At 34.7% G+C, this 19,227-nt stretch carries 15 protein-coding genes and 1 riboswitch; of the genes, 12 read left to right on the forward strand and 3 right to left on the reverse strand.

Going from position 1 to position 19,227, the window contains the following annotated elements; translation table 11 throughout:
• Positions 1-10: 10 nt before the first annotated feature.
• Positions 11-210: riboswitch (cobalamin riboswitch) on the forward strand.
• Between the two features lie 65 nt (positions 211-275).
• The 9 genes from A8L32_RS07180 to A8L32_RS07220 all read left to right on the forward strand — a co-directional run bounded on the left by A8L32_RS07180 (position 276) and on the right by A8L32_RS07220 (position 13,102).
• On the forward strand, positions 276-2,555 hold the full coding sequence (locus A8L32_RS07180) for a TonB-dependent receptor (RefSeq protein WP_066629569.1): 2,280 nt from the start codon (positions 276-278) through the stop codon (positions 2,553-2,555).
• A gap of 416 nt (positions 2,556-2,971) precedes the next feature.
• Positions 2,972-3,907, forward strand: a complete 936-nt coding sequence (locus A8L32_RS07185; protein WP_083631219.1) for a sirohydrochlorin cobaltochelatase — start codon at positions 2,972-2,974, stop codon at positions 3,905-3,907.
• A gap of 348 nt (positions 3,908-4,255) precedes the next feature.
• Entirely contained in the window at positions 4,256-5,506 is a 1,251-nt protein-coding gene (locus tag A8L32_RS07190; RefSeq protein ID WP_066629572.1) for a hypothetical protein, read from the forward strand.
• A 76-nt stretch (positions 5,507-5,582) separates the two neighbouring features.
• Complete coding sequence (locus A8L32_RS07195) at positions 5,583-7,913, forward strand: TonB-dependent receptor (protein WP_066629575.1); 2,331 nt, start codon at positions 5,583-5,585, stop codon at positions 7,911-7,913.
• A 2-nt stretch (positions 7,914-7,915) separates the two neighbouring features.
• Positions 7,916-8,806, forward strand: coding sequence for a DUF4249 family protein (locus A8L32_RS07200; RefSeq protein WP_066629578.1), 891 nt, complete (start codon positions 7,916-7,918; stop codon positions 8,804-8,806).
• A 286-nt stretch (positions 8,807-9,092) separates the two neighbouring features.
• A complete protein-coding gene (locus A8L32_RS07205; protein ID WP_066629580.1) occupies positions 9,093-10,241 on the forward strand; it encodes a WD40 repeat domain-containing protein in 1,149 nt (382 codons plus the stop codon).
• A gap of 1,068 nt (positions 10,242-11,309) precedes the next feature.
• Entirely contained in the window at positions 11,310-11,969 is a 660-nt protein-coding gene (locus A8L32_RS07210; RefSeq protein WP_066629583.1) for a hypothetical protein, read from the forward strand.
• A gap of 21 nt (positions 11,970-11,990) precedes the next feature.
• Positions 11,991-12,515, forward strand: coding sequence for a GNAT family N-acetyltransferase (locus tag A8L32_RS07215; RefSeq protein ID WP_066629585.1), 525 nt, complete (start codon positions 11,991-11,993; stop codon positions 12,513-12,515).
• A 26-nt stretch (positions 12,516-12,541) separates the two neighbouring features.
• On the forward strand, positions 12,542-13,102 hold the full coding sequence (locus tag A8L32_RS07220; RefSeq protein ID WP_066629587.1) for a hypothetical protein: 561 nt from the start codon (positions 12,542-12,544) through the stop codon (positions 13,100-13,102).
• A gap of 35 nt (positions 13,103-13,137) precedes the next feature.
• Here A8L32_RS07220 and A8L32_RS07225 read toward each other — a convergent pair whose 3' ends face one another.
• Together A8L32_RS07225 and A8L32_RS07230 are read right to left on the reverse strand one after the other, a co-directional pair.
• Positions 13,138-14,184, reverse strand: a complete 1,047-nt coding sequence (locus A8L32_RS07225) for a TRM11 family SAM-dependent methyltransferase (RefSeq protein WP_066629590.1) — start codon at positions 14,182-14,184, stop codon at positions 13,138-13,140.
• Positions 14,185-14,383: 199 nt separating this feature from the next.
• Positions 14,384-15,997 (reverse strand): ABC-F family ATP-binding cassette domain-containing protein, encoded by a 1,614-nt coding sequence (locus A8L32_RS07230; protein ID WP_066629593.1) that lies wholly within the window; start codon positions 15,995-15,997, stop codon positions 14,384-14,386.
• A 226-nt stretch (positions 15,998-16,223) separates the two neighbouring features.
• Here A8L32_RS07230 and A8L32_RS07235 point away from each other — a divergent pair, with 226 nt between their 5' ends.
• Together A8L32_RS07235 and A8L32_RS07240 are read left to right on the forward strand one after the other, a co-directional pair.
• A complete protein-coding gene (locus A8L32_RS07235) occupies positions 16,224-17,012 on the forward strand; it encodes an META domain-containing protein (RefSeq protein WP_158027209.1) in 789 nt (262 codons plus the stop codon).
• 121 nt (positions 17,013-17,133) lie between these two features.
• Positions 17,134-17,982, forward strand: a complete 849-nt coding sequence (locus tag A8L32_RS07240) for an HAD-IIA family hydrolase (protein WP_066629599.1) — start codon at positions 17,134-17,136, stop codon at positions 17,980-17,982.
• Here the strand turns inward: A8L32_RS07240 and A8L32_RS07245 are convergent.
• A complete protein-coding gene (locus A8L32_RS07245) occupies positions 17,979-18,353 on the reverse strand; it encodes a hypothetical protein (protein WP_066629602.1) in 375 nt (124 codons plus the stop codon). The genes A8L32_RS07240 and A8L32_RS07245 overlap by 4 nt on opposite strands.
• A gap of 189 nt (positions 18,354-18,542) precedes the next feature.
• On the opposite strand from A8L32_RS07245, the gene A8L32_RS07250 reads away from it, so the two are divergent.
• Positions 18,543-19,199 carry a phospholipase D-like domain-containing protein gene (locus tag A8L32_RS07250; protein WP_066629605.1) on the forward strand — a complete coding sequence of 219 codons (657 nt, stop codon included), beginning with the start codon at positions 18,543-18,545 and terminating at the stop codon, positions 19,197-19,199.
• The last annotated feature ends 28 nt before the right edge of the window (positions 19,200-19,227 follow it).

The following is a 19,227-nucleotide window of genomic DNA, read 5'->3' on the forward strand; positions in this document are numbered from 1 at the left end:
AAAACTTTACATACTTTTGACAGCGTTTTGTGATTAACAAGGTATCCAATCTTGTTAATAAAGGGAATTCGGTTAAAGTCCGAAACTGTACCCGCAGCTGTAAGCTCAACATGATGTTTAATACTACAAAAGCCACTATCATTTTTAATGATGGGAAGGCATATTAAACAAAGAGCAAGTCAGAAGACCTACAAAACAAAGCTAGTACAATAATAAATTTCGGGTGAAGATTTTTATTGTAAACGATATTATTCAACAGTATTTAGATTTTTTTGATGACGCGAGTATTCGTTATTGCTTTTATGCAATTGTGTTTGTGTGCTAATGTTATATTGGCTCAGCAAGTTGTTTTAAATGGTCAGGTTACCGATAATAATACAACTAAGGCTATTGTGTTTGCACATGTTTTTTTGGAAGGAACAGATTGCGCTTCGTATACACAAAAGGATGGTAAGTTTAAATGCGATTTGCTAAAAGAAGGAACATACAATCTATGCGTAACTTGTATTGGTTATCATCCCATTAAACAGCAAGTAGAGCTAAAATGGGGGACAAATACTTACGATATTGCTTTAACTCCTTCTGTAGAAAATCTTTCTCCCATTGTAATAACAGGAACAGGTACTAGGTATCGTATTGAGAATGTTCCGGTTCAAACAGAGATTATTTCAAGCAAAAGCATTGAAGAAATGTCGGGTAGAAATGTAGAGGAGATCATAGCTAGCTTGTCTTCTTCATTCGACTACTCCAGCAGCTCTATGGGCTCCTATATTAAAATTAATGGTTTGGGTAAAGACTATGTTTTGGTGTTGGTAAATGGCAAACGCCTTACGGGAGGAATTGGAGGAAATGTAGATTTAAGTCGCATAAATTCCGAAGATATTGAGCAAATTGAAATAGTGAAAGGAGCTTCCTCTACCTTGTATGGTTCCGATGCTATTTCGGGTGTTATCAATATCATCACTAAAAAGCCAAAGCAAAAGATTACGGTAACTAACAACACGCGTTATGGAGCTTATCAGGATTGGAAACAGCTAAATACTTTTAGTTACAATAAAGGAGATTGGTCCAGTAAAACGTCTTTTTCGTGGAAGCAAAATGATGGGTACCAACTCAATGATATGATGTATAATCATAAATGGGAGAGCAATAAGGATTTACCTTATCTGATTCGTACCTATGATATGCCGGTTAACAAAAAGAAATCTTACACGCTTATTCAAACGTTGGGTTATGATGTAAACAAAAAACTAAGCCTAAATAGTGAGTTTTCTATTTACGAAAAAACACTGTTCTTCCCTTTTTTAGGACGAATGCACAACCTGTATTATAATAATCTAGGAGCTTCTGTTGGTGGAAAATACAAATTGAAGGAAAAAGACTTTATTGATTTTAGTATGGATTACGGTAATTACAAATATTACAATGAATATCCATACAAATATAACGAGCGCTATATTACTCCAGATGGACTCGTTAGGGAGACTTATTATCCTGGCGATAGGTTTAAAAATTCAGAACAAAAAAACTTGGTTGTATTGGGCAAGGGCGTATTTCATATAAATGATAAAAATACCCTAAGTGCAGGGCTTGAATATTTAGGCGATTTTCTGGAAGCTAAATATCGTTTGGTTCAGGATGAGGCTGAATCGCACACTGCTTCTTTGTTTGTACAAGATGAATATGAGCTGAATAAGAAAGTAACTTTAGTTGGTGGTGTTCGTGTCATCTACCATAATCAGTTCGGGGTAATTGCCACTCCTAAGATTTCGGCCATGTACAAAACAGGTAAATTTACCCATAGAGCCACCTATGCAAATGGTTTTAAAAGTCCCACATTAAAGGAGTTGTATTATTATTACGAAAGCCAGCGAATGGGCATGCGTCGTTTATATCTGGGTAATGATGATTTAAAACCACAACAGTCGCATTATTATAATATCTCAACCGAGTATAAATACAAAAAAATTAGGACTAACCTAAGCTTGTATGTCAACCGATTAAAAAATAAGATTGATTATAAAATCATTGAAACCAAGCCAGAGCATATTAGGCAAGGTATTGAAGAAACGAAATTCCGATATAATATTTCTGATGCGCAGAGTACCGGATTTGATTGGTCTATTAATGTTGGGTTAGCCAATGGTTTTTCTTTGGCAGGAGGATATAGTTATGTGGATGCTCGCAATATAACAGAAGATATACGTTTAAATGGTATTTCGGAGCACAGTGCTACGCTAAAAGCGAGTTGGATAAAGAATTGGAATACCTACGGACTAAACATGAATCTTTCGGCCAATTATAAATCGGATAAGTTTTATTTAGAAGAAGACTTGGAACGTTATTACGCTGCTCCATATCAGCTATGGAAGTTAACCACCAGTCATACTTTTAAAAAGTTTAAGGACTGCAATATGGTATTTATAGCAGGGGTGGATAATATTTTAGATTATGTGGATGATGCACCTTATGGTTCACATTATGGAACCTTGAATCCTGGGCGAAGCTTATTTGTTGGGCTCAATATAAAATTTACAAAGGGAGATAAAAAATAGATTAATTAATCAATAGGGGTCTAGGTTGCTAGATCATTAACAACAGTACAAATAAATGTTATTTACTGTACATCTTGTTTAGTATCGACATCAGTCATTGATCCAAAAAACAGGATTGAAATGACGATTAAGAATTGTTTTTTGTTTGAACACTTTGAGGAACGAGAAGGTGTGAGTTTAAAACAATTTCAGTCATGAAACCTAGTTTTTTGAGTGAAATGGGTGCAGTCGACGGTCTTTGGGCTTACTTTTTTGACTGTAGAAAAAAGTAAGAGCCTTCACGGCTCGAGTGAAAAGAGAATGTGGACAATGTTGATTTCAGATAATAGATATTGCATTGATTAACAATCTATTTAAAACAAAATATTATTAAAATAACAGACAAATATTGACAATCAAACTAAAATTTTAAAAAGATGAACTTAATTAAAAAAGCATTTTGCGTTTGCGGTGCAGCCGCACTAATGTTCACATCGTGTGAAAAGGACGATACTACTAAACCAATTACATTAGGAGATAAAGAAGGTATTTTATTAGTTACTTTTGGTTCTACTTATGAAGCTCCTCAAGCTACTTTTAATAATATGGATAAGGCCGCCAAAACCAAGTATGCTGGCGAAGAAATCCGTTGGGGATATACTTCTACAGATATCCTAAATAAGCTACGTAAAGGTTTAGGCGAAAACGGAATTCAAAAGGATAATGATACCCCTGAGGAAGCCATGACTCAAATGGTAAAAGATGGATATGCTAAATTTAATGTTCAATCCTTACATGTTATTCCGGGCGAAGAGTATGATGAGTTACTAGAGGCCAATGAAAAGGTTGAAAAAGAGTTTCCTGGAGTTGAGATTGTAGTAGGCAAACCTTTATTGGATAGCGATGAAGATATTAAAGTGGTGGCTAAAATATTAGCCAATAAGTTTAATGATTTAGTAACTATGGGGCCAGTATTATTTATGGGGCACGGAACACCTCATGCCGCTGATGATAGGTACCTTAAGTTAGATGCAGAGCTAAAGAAGTTAAATGCTAACTTTTTTGTTGGTACGGTTGAAGGTATTGGTTTTGATGCGGGCACAACTTCAATTGGTGCCATTGTTACAAAACTACAAGCTCTTACTCCACAACCAACAAGCGTTACTATTACTCCTTTAATGTCTATTGCAGGAGACCATGCCAATAACGATATGAATGGTAATACTGGCGAAATCGATGTTAATGAGCAATCGTGGAGAGAACGATTAGTGGGAGCCGGTTACACTGTAAATAGTGTAATGAAAGGTTTAGGCGATTACGACGAAATCAACCAAATTTGGTTAAATCATTTAGAAGCAGTTAAAATCAAATAAAATACATCCATAAACTAAAGCGGTTGAGCTTTATAGACAAACACTAATTAGATATTGCTATATTTTTATTTCGAGATGTTATCCTCTTCTGGCTTTGGCCAGGAGGGGATTATTAACAGTTTTCTTGTTGTTTACCCACAGTTCTTCTGTAATGTAAAAGATATTTCTAAGATTGGCAGCGCTAAAGCTTATCGTCTTTTTTATTAATAACTATCGTAATATTAGATAGAAGAGAAAAAAGTTTTTTTTAATGAAACAAGTATACGTTATGCCCGTAACAGTAGCAGTAATTTATAAAATTTATTCTGGCATTAGTTAGAATAATAAACCTTACAAAATAATAAACTAATGAAAAAACTAAGATTCCTACCAGCCTTATTTTTGGCAACTGTATGTACATTTACAGCATGTAAAGACGATGAGAAAAAAGAAAATGTCTATAGTGATTTAACCATTGAAGAGAATAAAAAAGAAATTGAAAATGAAGCTGTATCCTTGGTAAGTACCATGGGTGAGGTTACTGATTTACAAATTTATGATGTAATATCAAAACTATCTTCAAATATGGAAAATTCTTCTTTTATGGAAGAAGAAGGTGTAGTAGCTGGTATTAATATCGTTATAAACGAAATTGAGTCTGTAAAGTCAGCTCCGAAAACGACTTTGCAATTGAAGTCTGTAGCCATGGAAGATGAAGATTCCCCATCTACTTTATTTGCAGAAAATTCAGGTATTTATACTTGGAATGGTGAAGACTGGGATAAGGAAGAGTCTGCAACAGAATTAACATTTAAATTTAATGTTGAAGAGCAACCAGCAGTTGTAAGTATTAGTAAGTTTGAGTTTATAGCAACTTCTTCTCAAGTTGAAGATATAACTAACCTAGAGCTTCCTACTAATATTAAAATGAATGTTACTTTAACTGGAGTTGAATTATGTAGCTTTAGTTTAGAAGGTAAGTATAGTAGTGATGACATGCCAGAATCATTGGTTGAGAAAATTACTTTAGAAGGGTTTACGCATGAATCTTCGTTAAAAATTAATCAAGGATCTTCTATTAAGTCAGATATGTCATTTGATTATAATGGTACTATGATTTATGCTAATGGAGTTGAAGTAAATGGCGATATTACAGTTGAGGATATTGAGGGTACTGGTGATCCTATGGAAGGGGTGGATATTCTTGAAAATGCGAATGTATACTTTCAGTTGGGTAATATTAAAGCAGATGCATCAGCAGATTTTGTTGGCATGCTTAATGATATGGAAAAAGCAGGCAAGTCAATGGATGAAGAAATGACTGAAGATGCTCTTAATGCTATCATGATTGATATCTATAACAACAACATCAAAGCTTTTATTAGATATGCTGATAGTAAAGAGGTAATTGCAAAGAGTGAGTTTTATCTTAAGACTATCGTTGATGATTTCTATGGAGATACATATACTTCAATGGATATCAAGATGGTATTTGAAGATGGAACAAGTATTGATGATAGTTTCTTTGGCGAAGGTTTTGCTGACTTTATTACTGAGGCGAATGACATGATTAAGGAGTTAAATGAGAATTACGACTTAGAATTAGATCTTATCGAGTAAGTTTTAAAATGATTATAATTGCAAGAGTTGAAGAATAATAGTTTCTTCAACTCTTTTTTTTGTTATTAAAGTTCCCATGCTAAGTAGAATATTCATATTTACCATTCTTTTAATATCGCTTGCTCCGGCATGGTCGCAAACAAAAACATGGTGCGTTTCGGGTAAAGTCGTAGATAGTGAAAGTGGCGAAGGAATAGCTTTTGTGCATGTAGCAACTTCCGACCTGTTACAAGGAACAACATCAAATGAGCATGGTGCTTTTGAGTTATGCCTGCCTACTAGTGATAGTGTTACTATAAACTTTTTTCATACTGCTTTTCAAACACTAAAAATTAATTTAACACCATCTGAAACCAGTTTTGTTGAGGTAAAACTGGAAACAAAAAAGTACCTAACAGAAGAAGTCACCGTAAAAGGCCGCGGCCAATCTATGGTTAAAACTATTGTGCCTGGAAAAATTGAGCTTAAACAACAAGATATATTATTAACTCCTTCTGTACTTGGGACACCTGATCTGGTGCGTACCCTGCAGTTAATGCCAGGTATCCAATCTGTAAATGAAGGTAATTCTGGTATTTATGTAAGGGGTGGTTCTCCGGGGCATAATTATATTGTGTTCGATGATATTGAATTGATGAATCCTTCGCACTTAATGGGGATTTACTCTGTATTTAATCCTTTATTGGTTGATAAAGTGGAGTTTTATAAAGGGAATGCTCCTGTTCATCAATCCGAACGTTTGGCTTCCTCTATTATTGTAACGTCAAAAAAACAAAAAGGTCAAGGCTATAACTGGTCTGGAAATTTGGGTAATATTTCATCTAATATTACTTATCAAGGATTATCTAAAAATAAAAAATGGTACGTTAACATAGGTTTTAGAAGAAGCTACTTAGAGTTAATTCAGGCATTGGCAGAACCTATTATTCAAGAAGAAGAAAATTACTTTAAGCGAAATAAGTTTAACTTCTTCGATTTTAATGGTAGGGTTCAATACCGTAGTGGTGGATCTACCGTTGCTTTATCGTGGTATAAAGGAAAAGATATTTTTCAATTTAATAATTCCGGAAATGCTATTCAATTAAATAACGATTGGGGAAATGAAGGAATGGCTATTTCATGGAATTATATGTTTGATGAAAATTTATCCATGAAAAATAGCATCTCATATACTGGTTATAGTTCATCATTAAATGTTGATTTTATCGATCAGAATTTAACATTCAAAACGGACTATAATCACCTTCAGTTTAAAACCGATTGGTTGTATCAGTATAACAGACATTTATTTAGATGGGGAGCATATGTTAAAAATAGAACTATTTCGCCGCAAGATTTAGATATTTCCTTAAATATTAGTTCAGGAACTTCTTATAATGCCTATGAGCATTTGTCTATCAAAGTACCATTTAGTGATCGTTATACCTTTTCTGAAAAATTTGATATGTATTTTGGAGCTGCTTTAGAGTATTATCATTTACTAAATGTAAAAAAGGAAAACCTGGCTAAGTCAGCTACGCTTACCGATGACAATGAGTATGATATATTGATGAATGGCGTTTTAATGGCTAATTATAATGTAAGTAAAACGCAATCTGTAAAAGCTTCGTATAGCTATATTTCGCAGAATATTCACCTAACATCAATAGCGTCTATTCCTTTGCCCTCGGATGTATGGATGCCAGCTACAAAAAAAGTACCCTCCGAACAAGGACATCAATTTACCCTAGGATATTTTAAAGAAGTAAGTAAATGGGGTTTGGAGTACGGCATTGAAGGATATGGAAAGTTTTCTAATAATGCTTTGATGTTGCGGGTTAATGTAGAGGGAGAAGAAGTGAATGATTTTGAGGATAATTTTTTTAATGGCAACAATAAAGCCTTTGGTTCTGAGTTTTCATTAAAAAAGAGTACCAATAAGCTAGATGCTAATGTTTCTTATACTTTAGGATGGGTAAAACAAAGGTTTGATGAAATTAACCAAGGGGCATGGCACGATGCTAAATACGATAGGCGACATGATTTAAATATAATGTGTAGTTATCATCTTAATTCGAGGATTGAACTAGGCGGTGTATTTGTGTATGCAACAGGAAATAAAGCTACGCTTCCTAAAGGTAGATATTGGATGATGGGCGATATTGCTAACGATTATGATGGAATTAATAACTATCGTATGCCTGTATATCATCGCTTAGATTTATCTGTGAGTTATAAGTTAAAATCTAAGTTATTTCACGAGTCTGTTTTAAATTTTTCATTAATAAATGCATTAAATAGGAGCAACCCATATTTTGTTTATTATAGTATTGAAGATGGAGAAGGAAGGTACGAATTAGATATTACTGCCCGTCAGGTTTCGTTGTTCCCAATACTACCTTCATTAAGTTGGAGATATAAATTTTAGTTATGCGTATTATAATATTTGCTTTATTACTATTGCTGACTGTAAGTTGTTCTAAAAATATTGAGATAGAGCAGCCCTACTACGAACCCAAAATTGTGGTTGATGGATGGATAGCTGAGGGTGGTTTTGCAAATATATATTTAACCAAAAGCTCTCCGTTTTTAACTAATTACGATTCTGCCTCTATACGAGCTACCTTTGTTAATTATGCCAAGTTAACAGTATCCAATAGTAAGGGGCAATCAGAAATATTAACTCTATTCCGAAAAGAGCAGTTCTTTCCTCCCTTTGTATATAAAACAACGCAACTAAGAGGCGAGGTTGGAGAAACATATCACCTAAAAATAGAGGTGGAAGGAAAAGTAATTACCAGTACTACCACCATTCCTGACTTGCCTAATGTTACTAATATTGTAACAGAAGAGGTATCTGATACTACCATGAATATTGAAGTAGAAGTGCAGGATGAGGCATCAATAAATAATTATTACTATTCAGAGATAAAAGTACAAAGTTGGGATTCTATTTTTCATCCTTCATCTTTGCCTTTAACGCGCGATACTGAGTTTAACGGAAAAGAAGGTTTAATTAGGATATACCGCAGTAGCCAACCCGATCCTTTAAATATTTATAACATCGAGAGCCATCGAAATTTACCCTTGTATGAGTTTTCTCAAAAGGATACAGCTTTTTTAAAGTTTTCATGTGTTGATGCATCCTCCTTTCATGTATTAAACGATATTTATTTAGATGGAGTAAATAGTTCAAACCCATTTGCCTTTGTAAATAAAAAAACTGGAACTAATATTTCTGGAGGAATAGGACGTTGGACCGGATTAGCAACAAAGTATTTTGTGATTTCGAAAGAAGATGTGGTGTGGTCAAATAGGTAGTTGAGTGGCTATAATTTCATTTTACAGCTTGCTTATTTTTAATTAAAAGCCTTAAGTCTAAACATAACGCCCATCAGCTCTCCTCCTTTTAAAGGAGGAGTACCGCGAAGTATGAGTGGGGAGGTGGTTTAAATACCTTTTTTATTATTTGTCTCCAATAATTACCAACCTCAACATATCCTATGCGTTAATATTATATATTCAGTTCTGTTTTTTATAACCATATTCTTCTTTTTAAGTATAAATGGTGTAATTAAACAGAACATCATAAAACAACACCACACATATGAAAAATCTATTTACTTTTTTCGCCATACTATTAGTTGCAACGGGAAGTTACGCACAGGAAGATGAATACTTAGTTAAAGTAGTTAGAGAGAGTGATTACCGTACCAACTGTTTAGATTTAAATAAAGACAATACGCAATTGTTGATTGGAGGAGAAAATAAAACCGTAGAGATACTGGATTTAAATACCCATAAAACGGTATTTCAGACCGAGGCACATTATCAACCGCTTATTGATGTTAAGTATTCCGAAGTAGAAAATACTTTTTACACCATTGGCGATAGAAGTATTAAATACTGGCAGGTAGGGGCGGAGAAACCTACAAAAATATATACTGGAACCAATACTAATATTACCTCTTGGGTGTGTTCTCCTCGCGAAGACTGTTTTGTGGCTAGCTCATATGCTAAAAAGTATAGGTATTGGGATGCAACAGAGTTAAAGGCCATTAAAACGGTGGATACAGGCCATAAAAAGAGTATTATATCTATTGCCATGAGTAGCGATAAAAAATATGTGGCTACGGGAGCTTTAGATACTTCTATAGAGATATGGGAGAACGAAACGGCCATTAAAAAACATCTTTTATTGGCACATTCACGACCTGTATCTTGTCTTCAGTTTGTAAGTGGAAACCAGTATCTTATTTCTGCTTCGCACGACGGAAATGGTCGATTGTGGGATGTGCAAAAAGGAGAGTCTGTAAAGCTTTATTTGGGGCACACCAAGCCCATAAGCGCTATAGCCGTTAGTCCTTGCGGAAAGTACCTGTTGATGGCTTCCTTCGATAATACCATCAGCTTGTTTAATATTGCTACTGGCGACCGTTTGCATAACTATAAGCATCACGAATTTCCTGTTTTAGATGTGGTTTGGAAAAATAATGGCGATGGTTTTTATGCCTGCGATAAAGAAGGTGTAATTACAGAGTGGTCGGTTACCAAACAAGTGTTTGTTGATTATTACTATGCTAAAGAGATGGATGCCGAAATGGTGGAAAGTAAGTTATTTGTTCCCCGTAAAAAAGGTGAAAGTAAAGATAGCTATAAATCACGTTTAGCTAGAGCTAATAAGTTTAAAAACAAGCTTACCGAAAAGTATTATTTACAATATCAGGAGTTGGAGAAGGATCAAGTGATTAAATAAAGTGCAACGATTGAAAGCTGTAAAGATAAAAAGCTTATTTGAGCGATAAGATAATAGAGAATGATAAGGCCAATGGTCTTTTTGTAATAGCCCAGTGTACAACGCTGGGTTTTGTGTATAATCCCATATTATAGGTCAGAAGGAGTAAAAGCTATATTGTACTCTACTCAATAATCCTTTTAGAAAATACCTTCTTAATGCCTAGAAAGTGAACCGTTGGTTTAGTATTTAATCCCTTTGCCTAGAGCTTAAATCAGTCTACAATATCATTGTTCTATCCACTACAAGAGCTAAAACCTACAACAGTACATAAAAAGTAGCCTTGAACTTCTTTGCTTGCGTTTCTTGCCTCAAGGCAAAAAATAAACTTGGGTTTGGGCGAAGCACCAATTTGTTTAGTCTAATATAGTTCTAAGGTTAACCTGCCTTATTACAGGTTGTTGCTGATATGATTAGGAATAGTAGTGTGCTAATACCTTTCTTCATAACTCTAAAAATCACCATTATGCTTACTATACTTAGTAGGGGAACTCAGGCCATTAATTTATAATATCTTGGTATATCTTTGTGTAGAATAGTTAACAGCGTGTTTCCTTCTATTACTCGGTAAAAATAGATCCCAAACAGGTAATAACTTCAAACAAAGGCGTAATTATTCATCCCAATTCCGTAAAAATACGTCTCAACAAGGTAATTATTCATCCCAATATGGTAAAAATTTTCCCCAAGGGCGTCAGCATAACTCCCAAAGGCGTTATTATCATTCCCAATAAAGTAAAGAGAATAACCCAAGTAGGAAGATATACCATACAAATAGGTAGAGCAAGCTCCCAAGTGTAAAGTGAGACAGCGCAAGTAGTTTTAGATAAAATTTTAGCTTTTGTAAAAATCCATTAATCTGACTCAAAATTTCTAAAAAGGTCTGTTAATAATTAATTAGATATTGATAAATAGTTTTTATACGTTTATACACCATATGTTATGACAAATGTATTGGGCTAATTAGAATGTAAAAGCAGTATGTTTTTAATGTAGCGAAGTATTTTACAATATAGGGTTGAATAAAATATGAGTGAATTTAAAGTAACAGGAGGAGCAAGGATAGGAAGAGCAAACGCTACTGCCCCTTTTGCCAGTTTAATAGTAAATAAGGATAGCTTGGAGTTAAATGCTTCTATTATCGGAAATTTAATATTTCAAGCTTCAGATATCACTTCCATTGAAGCCTATTCAGTTATACCAATGTTAGGGCAAGGGCTTAAGATTAATCATAAGGTAGAAAGCTACAACGAGAAAGTGATATTTTGGTCATCAACAAGCCCAGCTGTGCTTATGCAGCATATAAAAGCTACGGGTTTTTCAAGTAATACAGATTGTATTAATGAGGAGCTATGTAAGTCCATATTATTAAAGCAAAAAGGAGGGAGTTTCCCACTAAAAAAATGGGTAGCTAAATGGGCTATTATTATATGGAATGTGTTACTGCTATCAGATATTATTCCATTTATCATACATAGAGAGGGATTTCCCATTGGTAAAGGTGCAATCGTTGCACTCGGTTTATTCTTTACAACAGCCTTATTGGGTTTGGTATCCTCTGGTTTTAGACAGATACTATTAAAAGAAGGGCGAGAACTTAAGGATATAGATAGATTCTTATATTTTTTATTGTTTATTAGCGGATTTATGTTCGTTTCATTTAGTATTGTGTTTTCTACTATTGGATAGTTATTATTGTAATTTAAAAAGATGCAATTAGCAACAGAAAGATTAATTATAAGACCCATACTTTTAGATGATGCTGCAGCGGTATTTAAGTATAGGTGCGATAAAGAAACCAATCAATACCAAGGCTGGATTCCAGAAACGGTAGATGATGTAGTTACTTTTATAGGAAAAGTAGCCAAGCAATTTAATGTGCCCGAAACTTGGTTTCAAATGGTTATCGTTGAGCGGGAGTCTAAAAATATTATTGGTGATATAGGCATTCATTTTTTGGATGATGACCAAGTTGAAATAGGATGTACTTTGGATGTAAACAAACAAGCTAAGGGTTATGCCACTGAAGCCTTACGTGCTGCATTTAATCACTTATTTAAGGAGTTAGGCAAGCATAGAATCACTGCTTCTATAGATCCTGCAAATACAAAATCTATTGCTTTGGTACAACGATTAGGCTTTAGAAAAGAAGCTCATTTTGTGGAGAGTTTATGGATGAATGGAGTATGGGTAGATGATGTTGTTTTTGCCATATTAAAAAGAGAATGGGCTTAATAGTTGTACTATTTAAATAAAATAAAATGAGAATTGTATTGGCTGTTTTATTGTTGGTCGGCTTGAGTTCTTGCCAAACAAAGAAAGGTATTGACCCTTCTAAACATCCTATTATTACGCGAGTGAGCGAACTGGCCGAGTACTTCAATCTAAACATAGATTGTTCTGAGCAACTTGAAGAAACATCCATAACTAAATTTTTTGATGGCTCTAAATCCATAGACTATTCTTATGAATTATTGGATTCGGAAGAGTATCTACCCTTGGTTTACTCTATAACCATTGATATAGAAAGAACCATCAAAGATGCCAAAGAGACATATACAATAGGAAAAGGGGCATTGGCTATAGGAGGAAAAATATCGGGGCAAGGAGCCATTGAAATTGATAGTTTGAATTTGCAGGGAGATGATACATATTATGCCTTGCGTACCTATGGTGATGAACCAAACGGACACTTTTACATGCTAAGAAAGGGCCGAAGAGTGTACACCCTAATTATTTCGGGAGTATATACTTCGGACCATAGTTTATTAACGGAGCTTATTTTACCTAAGGTAGAAAAGTTGGAAACAGTAGAGTTGTAATTCCCTTTTCCTGTCTCCCTTGTTCCTATCTCCCTTTAATTCTTCTTAGCCACAATAATATCCCGTTTAATGGAGCGATCTACCATATGCTCAAACTCATTAAAAGGTGCCTCAGATAGTACTTCTAAACCATGGGTTTTAAAAGTATCTGATAACCTGTTTCTGCCAACGATAAAGGAGTTCCATGCCATTACAATAACGCCTCCTTTTTTTAGCACTTTGCTCCATTCAGGTAAACATTCGTCCAATAAGTCGGAAGGATTGCGGGTTTTAGAAGCCGACTTTTTATCCTTCACATTACCGTGAGCAATACCATAAGGCAAATCACCTACTATAAGGTTAAACATTGGCTTTTTAAAATACTTAAAGGCATGGGTAGAATTGCCATTAACAATGCCCAGGGTTTTAACCAAGTCTGGGTTTTTAAAATCCTCTTTGTTGTTGGCAAATTCAAACTTATCCATCATTATAGCCTCGTGTTTGTTAGGGCCATAAATTTGGTTTTTACTCGCTTGGTGTTTGATGCGTTCCGTTTGTAAGTACTTTTTAAAGAAAATCAAAGTTTCATGTACCGACTTGGATTCTAATTCAATACCATATGCATCAAAGCCATAAACTCCAGCTTCAAAAAGAGTGGTGCCTTTACCTGCCACCGGATCCAACATTTTTATGGAATCGGAGTAGTTAAAATCACTAGCAAGTAAAGCCACGTTAATCATCATCTTAGTAAAAAGCTCATTGGTTTTGCCTGGATACTTTAGGAGTGAACTTATCTTATTATCCAGATATTGGTGTTCATGTTGAGCTATTGGAACCAAACATTCATGTCCGTCTTTTTCATCCAATATAAACAAGGCAAAAACAAAGGATAATCGCGAAAGGATTTGAATATCATCATCATTTAAGATGCTCTCTGTTTCAAGTGATAGATATCGGATGTTTTTGATTTCTGCAATGTCGATATTGATGCAGTCTACCGATAGTTTTTTGCTTGCTAGTTTTAATTCGGCTAAAGCTAGCTTGTCAGCCACGTTGTAGTAAACCCTGTTGTGGCCAGGGTGTTGTAATATTAAGTATTTCATTGTCTGATATAAAAATCTATCAACAGATAAACAAATTCCTATTTATTTCGGGGAGTTCAGAAATCCCCTGCGCGAAAAAAAGAAAGGCCATTGATTTACCTGCGTAAAGCCAATGGCCATTAGTATCGTGATTCAGGTGCGTGCTACTGCTGTATTACACTACCTTTAGTATTGTGATAACCTATATTTCAGGTAAGCACTATTGGTACATTCCGTCTCGTTGCTTCATCAAAGCCTCATCCGAAATATAATCATCATAATCCATTTGTTTGTCCATCATACCCGTAGGTGTAAGTTCGATAATTCTATTACTTACTGTTTGAATAAACTCATGGTCATGACTAGAGAAAAGAACAATACCTTTAAACTGTTCTAGCTTTTCGTTAAATGCCTGAATCGATTCCAAATCCAAGTGATTGGTTGGTGTATCTAAAATCATGGTGTTGGCATTTTTAAGCATCATACGAGCAATCATACAACGCATTTTTTCACCCCCAGAAAGTACTTTACTTTTCTTGAAAATCTCTTCTCCAGAAAAAAGCATCTTACCTAAATACCCTCTAATAAACATTTCTGTTGTATCAGAAGAATACTGGGCTAGCCAATCTGAGATATTTAAATCATTGTTAAAAAACTCAGCGTTCTCAACCGGAAGATAAGCTGTTGTGATGGTTTGTCCCCAGCGGTATTCTCCAGTGTCAGGTTCTTTAATACCATTTAAAATATCAAATAAAGCACTCATGGCACGTGGGTCTTTCGATAAGAAAACAATCTTATCATCTTTCTCCACATTAAATGAGATATCTTTAAATATGGTTTTTCCTTCGATAGAGGCGCTTAGGTTACGAACTTCTAATATGGTGTTGCCAGGATCTCTTTCAGGCGTAAAAATAATAGCTGGATACTTACGTGTAGAAGGTTGAATTTCGTCTACGTTTAATTTCTCCAACATTTTTTTACGACTAGTAGTTTGCTTACTCTTTGATGCGTTGGCACTAAAGCGAGCAATAAAATCCTGTAATTCTTTCTTTTTCTCTTCTGATTTTTTGTTTTGCTGTTGTTGCTGACGAAGTGCTAATTGACTCGACTCATACCAGAAACTATAGTTACCAGAAACTAACTGAACTTTACCAAAATCAATATCAACAGTGTGCGTACAGATAGCATCTAAGAAGTGACGGTCATGGGATACGACCAATACCGTGTTCTCGAAATTAGATAAATAGTGTTCCAACCAGCTTACAGAATCTAAATCTAAATCATTGGTCGGTTCATCCAGTAGTAGGTTTTCTGGTTTACCAAAAAGGGCACGAGCCAACAATATTTTTACTTTTTGTTTACCGCTTAAGGTGCTCATTTGGCTGGAGTGAATATCTTCACTAATACCCAAACCACTTAACAAGCTAGCTGCATCACTTTCTGCATTCCAGCCATCCATTTCTGCAAATTTCTCCTCCAGCTCCGATGCTTTTATTCCATCCTCATCCGAAAAATCAGGTTTTGCGTACAAAGCATTTTTTTCGTGCATTACGTCCCATAAGGTAGTATGCCCCATCATTACAGTATCTATCACAGTTTGTTCGTCAAACTCATGGTGATCCTGCTTTAATACAGATAAGCGCTCATCTGGACCAAACACAACCGTTCCACCTGTCGAGTCTAATTCTCCACTTAATATTCTTAATAAAGTAGATTTTCCGGCACCATTGGCTCCAATAATACCATAGCAGTTACCTGCAGTAAACTTTAAATTCACATCCTGAAAAAGTACTCTTTTTCCAAACTGAATTCTTAAATTAGATACTGTAATCATTTATATTTTATTTTTCTTTTGTTCTGATTGTGACAAAAATGCGCGCAAAAATACACATTATAATTGAGCTAGTAAGGGTGTTGTTAAAGATTAATTGTTAAGGAATGTTTAATGCTATAAAAATACTTAGCGTATTGAGTAAATTTGCCACTTGGCATTAAAATTGACTGTTGTTAATCGAATATTTCTTAAATTAGTATTAACATTCGTTTAAAACTATATGGGTATGATAAGAAACTATATAATAGCGCTTATTTTTATTGGCGTATCGGCTTGTGGAAGTGTAAAGAATACAGATAGTGTTACTGAGGGAAATACATTACCAGATCCTACAACCATGCATTACGAAATGCAGAAAAGAGGCATTGATTTTTATGCCAAGGATGCGGATAATAAATGGCAGCTCGAAATTGATTATCAGAAGACGGTTAAATTTTCGGCTGATGATTTAAAAAAAGATTTTTCGGTAAATATTTTAACACTCGGTAATGGGTTAAAGGGTTCTGAGGCTACTCATGTGGTACGAAATAGAGATGCCCAATTAACTATAACCATCACAACGAGCGAAACACCTTTTGATGTGAATGGCGGAGGTGCTTACGAAGTTAGTTTGGTTTATCACGATTTTAGAACTAGCCAAGAAACAGAATATAATGGAAAGGGGAAATTTTACGGAGCTATTCAGTTGCACGATATTTGGAAATTAGCAACGATAAATGGAGCAGGTTTTGATACAACTCACCTGCATAAACATCCATACATGGAAATACATTTAGACAATGGACGTGTAATGGGGTTTTTAGGCTGTAATAGTTTTTCTACCAGCGTTTATTTTGGCCGAGATGAAATGACTTTTGGAATGACCATGAGTACCAAAATGGCTTGTCCAAGAATGGATATTGAGGATAAATTTGGAAGCCTAATTAGCAACAACACTTTAAGTTATAGATTGGAGGGCTTAAATCTTTATCTGGAGAATGAAACCGATACCTTGAAGTTTAAAAAGGTAGATTAAGGGAATTTGTTATTAGATTAGTGTAGGATACTATAAAGTAAGATTGCGTAATTAATGTTGAAGTGTTCTTTTAAGTAAAAACTCTTTATACTTTTGCCCTTATACTTGATACTTGTAGCAAATGAATATAGTTAAGTTTAAGGAAGTAGTACAGCAATATAAAGTAGTGTTTTTTGATGCCTATGGCGTGCTAAAAAAACATGATGGGATGATAGAAGGAGTAAAGGAAATGCTTCACTTTTTAAAAGATGAGGGTATTGAATTTTACATTATCACCAATGATGCTTCTCGCTCCACGGAGTTATTGGCCGCTAACTACCACAAAGCAGGTATTGATATTATACAGGCAGATAATCTGGTTTCTTCAGCCGTGATGAGTATGGAGTTTTTAAAAGAAAATATTCAGCCTGGCTCTTCAGTGGCCTACTTAGGGCGCGAGACTTCAGAGTTTTTTATAAAAGGAGCCGATTTAATTCCGGTACGAATAGAAAATGTTGAGCGTAAAGATTATAATACGCTAGGAGCTGTTATGTTGTTTGATGATGGAGGTTACGATTTTCATCCTACCATTAATAAAACTTTAAACGTTATTCGAGGAACGGATGTGCCAGTTGTGGTGGCTAATCCTGATTTAGTTTATCCAGTAAGTGATGGTGAAACTGCCATAGCAATAGGTAGTATTGCTAATATGTTTGAAGCGGTGGCTAACCGTAAGTTCTTTAGATTCGGAAAACCTGATGTGGCTGTTTTTAAGTATGCCTTTGATACAGTTAATGCGAAAAGAAAAGTAGCTAAACGTGATATTTTAATGGTGGGAGATACTTTGGCGACAGATATTCTTGGTGGAAATAATTTTGGTGTTGATACCGCTTTAGTATTATCTGGAAGTACCATTGAAAAGCAAGCAGAGCATATGATTGCTGATTCAGGAATTATACCAACACATATTTGTAATTCGGTGGTGGATTAAGCTAGACCTAACCATATACGCGCAGCATCTTCAGTACTAAAAACTCTAAATTTGTACTTTCCTAAATCAAGATACTTGTCTTGAAACATGGTTGCAATAACGGTGGATTGAGGTAAGTCGACTAAAATAGCTTCTTTAAAATATTTAATATGCCCAATAATATTGCTTAGTTTAGGTAATATTAAATCCAAGTCATTGGGGTGTACATTTATCTTAAATCCTCTACAATCAATTAACACATTTAACTCTTCGTGTTCCGAAATGATACTTTCTATATAATGATAATGCGATATAATGTCGTATATATCTGCTGCACCTAAAAGGTGTGTCTCCAACAAATCTGCTTTTTTATAGTAATTAAATTTCAACATTCTAAAACAATATATGCTCTTATAATAATTATATTAGCCTTTCAAAAACAACAATATTCCACATTAACTATCAATTTATGAATAGTTTTTAGGATAGTAAAGTTTTTTATTAAATAATGGGGTAGACGTGCGTTATTATTTGATTATTAAAGTTATCTGAAGTATAAACCAAGAAAACCAAACTTACAAATGGAATCAATCATAGATTATTTTAAGAAACATAGTCATCAGCATAATTTTAAAGTTAAGGATGCTAAAGTAAAGAAGAGTCTGTCTGCGTTAAACCATCACGGACGAAAAGAACTACGTGAAAAAATATTGCATGAAGCCACGCAGATGTCTACCGATAAAACCACGATTAGCTGGTTGCAGAGTTGTTTCGAGGAATTAGATAAACATGCCTTTAGAATGCATAAAGTGTTTTTTAGTCCAGGTACCGAGATTGGAGAAACATTGAGCAATTTGTTACGTGATGCGGAAGATACTGTGCAGATATGTGTGTTTACAATTACAGATAACCGATTAGCCAAAGAGATTTTAAATTGCCATAGAAGAGGGGTGAAAGTAGAAGTGATAACCGATGACCAAAAAATATTCGATAGAAGTTCTGAGATTCAAGATATGCGACAAGCAGGTGTAGATATAAAAATAGACCATTCGCAATATCATATGCACAATAAATTTGGCATCATCGACAATAAAATAGTTTTTACGGGCAGTTTTAATTGGACTTATACGGCCTCTAAACATAACCAGGAAAACTTATTGGTAACTACTAACGGAGCCATTGTTCAGCAGTTTTCAGAGGAGTTTGATAAGCTTTGGGATGAGATGTATACTTTGTAAAACGTCGAGAAACAAGCATTATCGGAGT

It is taken from the genome of Labilibacter marinus, from assembly GCF_001659685.2.
Taxonomy (GTDB): domain Bacteria; phylum Bacteroidota; class Bacteroidia; order Bacteroidales; family Marinilabiliaceae; genus Saccharicrinis; species Saccharicrinis marinus.

Excerpts from the sequence above, each read along its gene's own strand:
- A8L32_RS07245 (WP_066629602.1), bottom strand. The coding sequence starts at position 18,353 with ATGTTGAAATTTAATTACTATAAAAAAGCAGATTTGTTGGAGACACAC.
- A8L32_RS07180 (WP_066629569.1), top strand. The coding sequence starts at position 276 with ATGACGCGAGTATTCGTTATTGCTTTTATGCAATTGTGTTTGTGTGCT.
- A8L32_RS07230 (WP_066629593.1), bottom strand. The coding sequence starts at position 15,997 with ATGATTACAGTATCTAATTTAAGAATTCAGTTTGGAAAAAGAGTACTT.
- A8L32_RS07195 (WP_066629575.1), top strand. The coding sequence starts at position 5,583 with ATGCTAAGTAGAATATTCATATTTACCATTCTTTTAATATCGCTTGCT.
- A8L32_RS07240 (WP_066629599.1), top strand. The coding sequence starts at position 17,134 with ATGAATATAGTTAAGTTTAAGGAAGTAGTACAGCAATATAAAGTAGTG.
- A8L32_RS07200 (WP_066629578.1), top strand. The coding sequence starts at position 7,916 with ATGCGTATTATAATATTTGCTTTATTACTATTGCTGACTGTAAGTTGT.
- A8L32_RS07185 (WP_083631219.1), top strand. The coding sequence starts at position 2,972 with ATGAACTTAATTAAAAAAGCATTTTGCGTTTGCGGTGCAGCCGCACTA.
- A8L32_RS07205 (WP_066629580.1), top strand. The coding sequence starts at position 9,093 with ATGAAAAATCTATTTACTTTTTTCGCCATACTATTAGTTGCAACGGGA.
- A8L32_RS07220 (WP_066629587.1), top strand. The coding sequence starts at position 12,542 with ATGAGAATTGTATTGGCTGTTTTATTGTTGGTCGGCTTGAGTTCTTGC.
- A8L32_RS07235 (WP_158027209.1), top strand. The coding sequence starts at position 16,224 with ATGATAAGAAACTATATAATAGCGCTTATTTTTATTGGCGTATCGGCT.
- A8L32_RS07250 (WP_066629605.1), top strand. The coding sequence starts at position 18,543 with ATGGAATCAATCATAGATTATTTTAAGAAACATAGTCATCAGCATAAT.
- A8L32_RS07210 (WP_066629583.1), top strand. The coding sequence starts at position 11,310 with ATGAGTGAATTTAAAGTAACAGGAGGAGCAAGGATAGGAAGAGCAAAC.
- A8L32_RS07215 (WP_066629585.1), top strand. The coding sequence starts at position 11,991 with ATGCAATTAGCAACAGAAAGATTAATTATAAGACCCATACTTTTAGAT.
- A8L32_RS07190 (WP_066629572.1), top strand. The coding sequence starts at position 4,256 with ATGAAAAAACTAAGATTCCTACCAGCCTTATTTTTGGCAACTGTATGT.
- A8L32_RS07225 (WP_066629590.1), bottom strand. The coding sequence starts at position 14,184 with ATGAAATACTTAATATTACAACACCCTGGCCACAACAGGGTTTACTAC.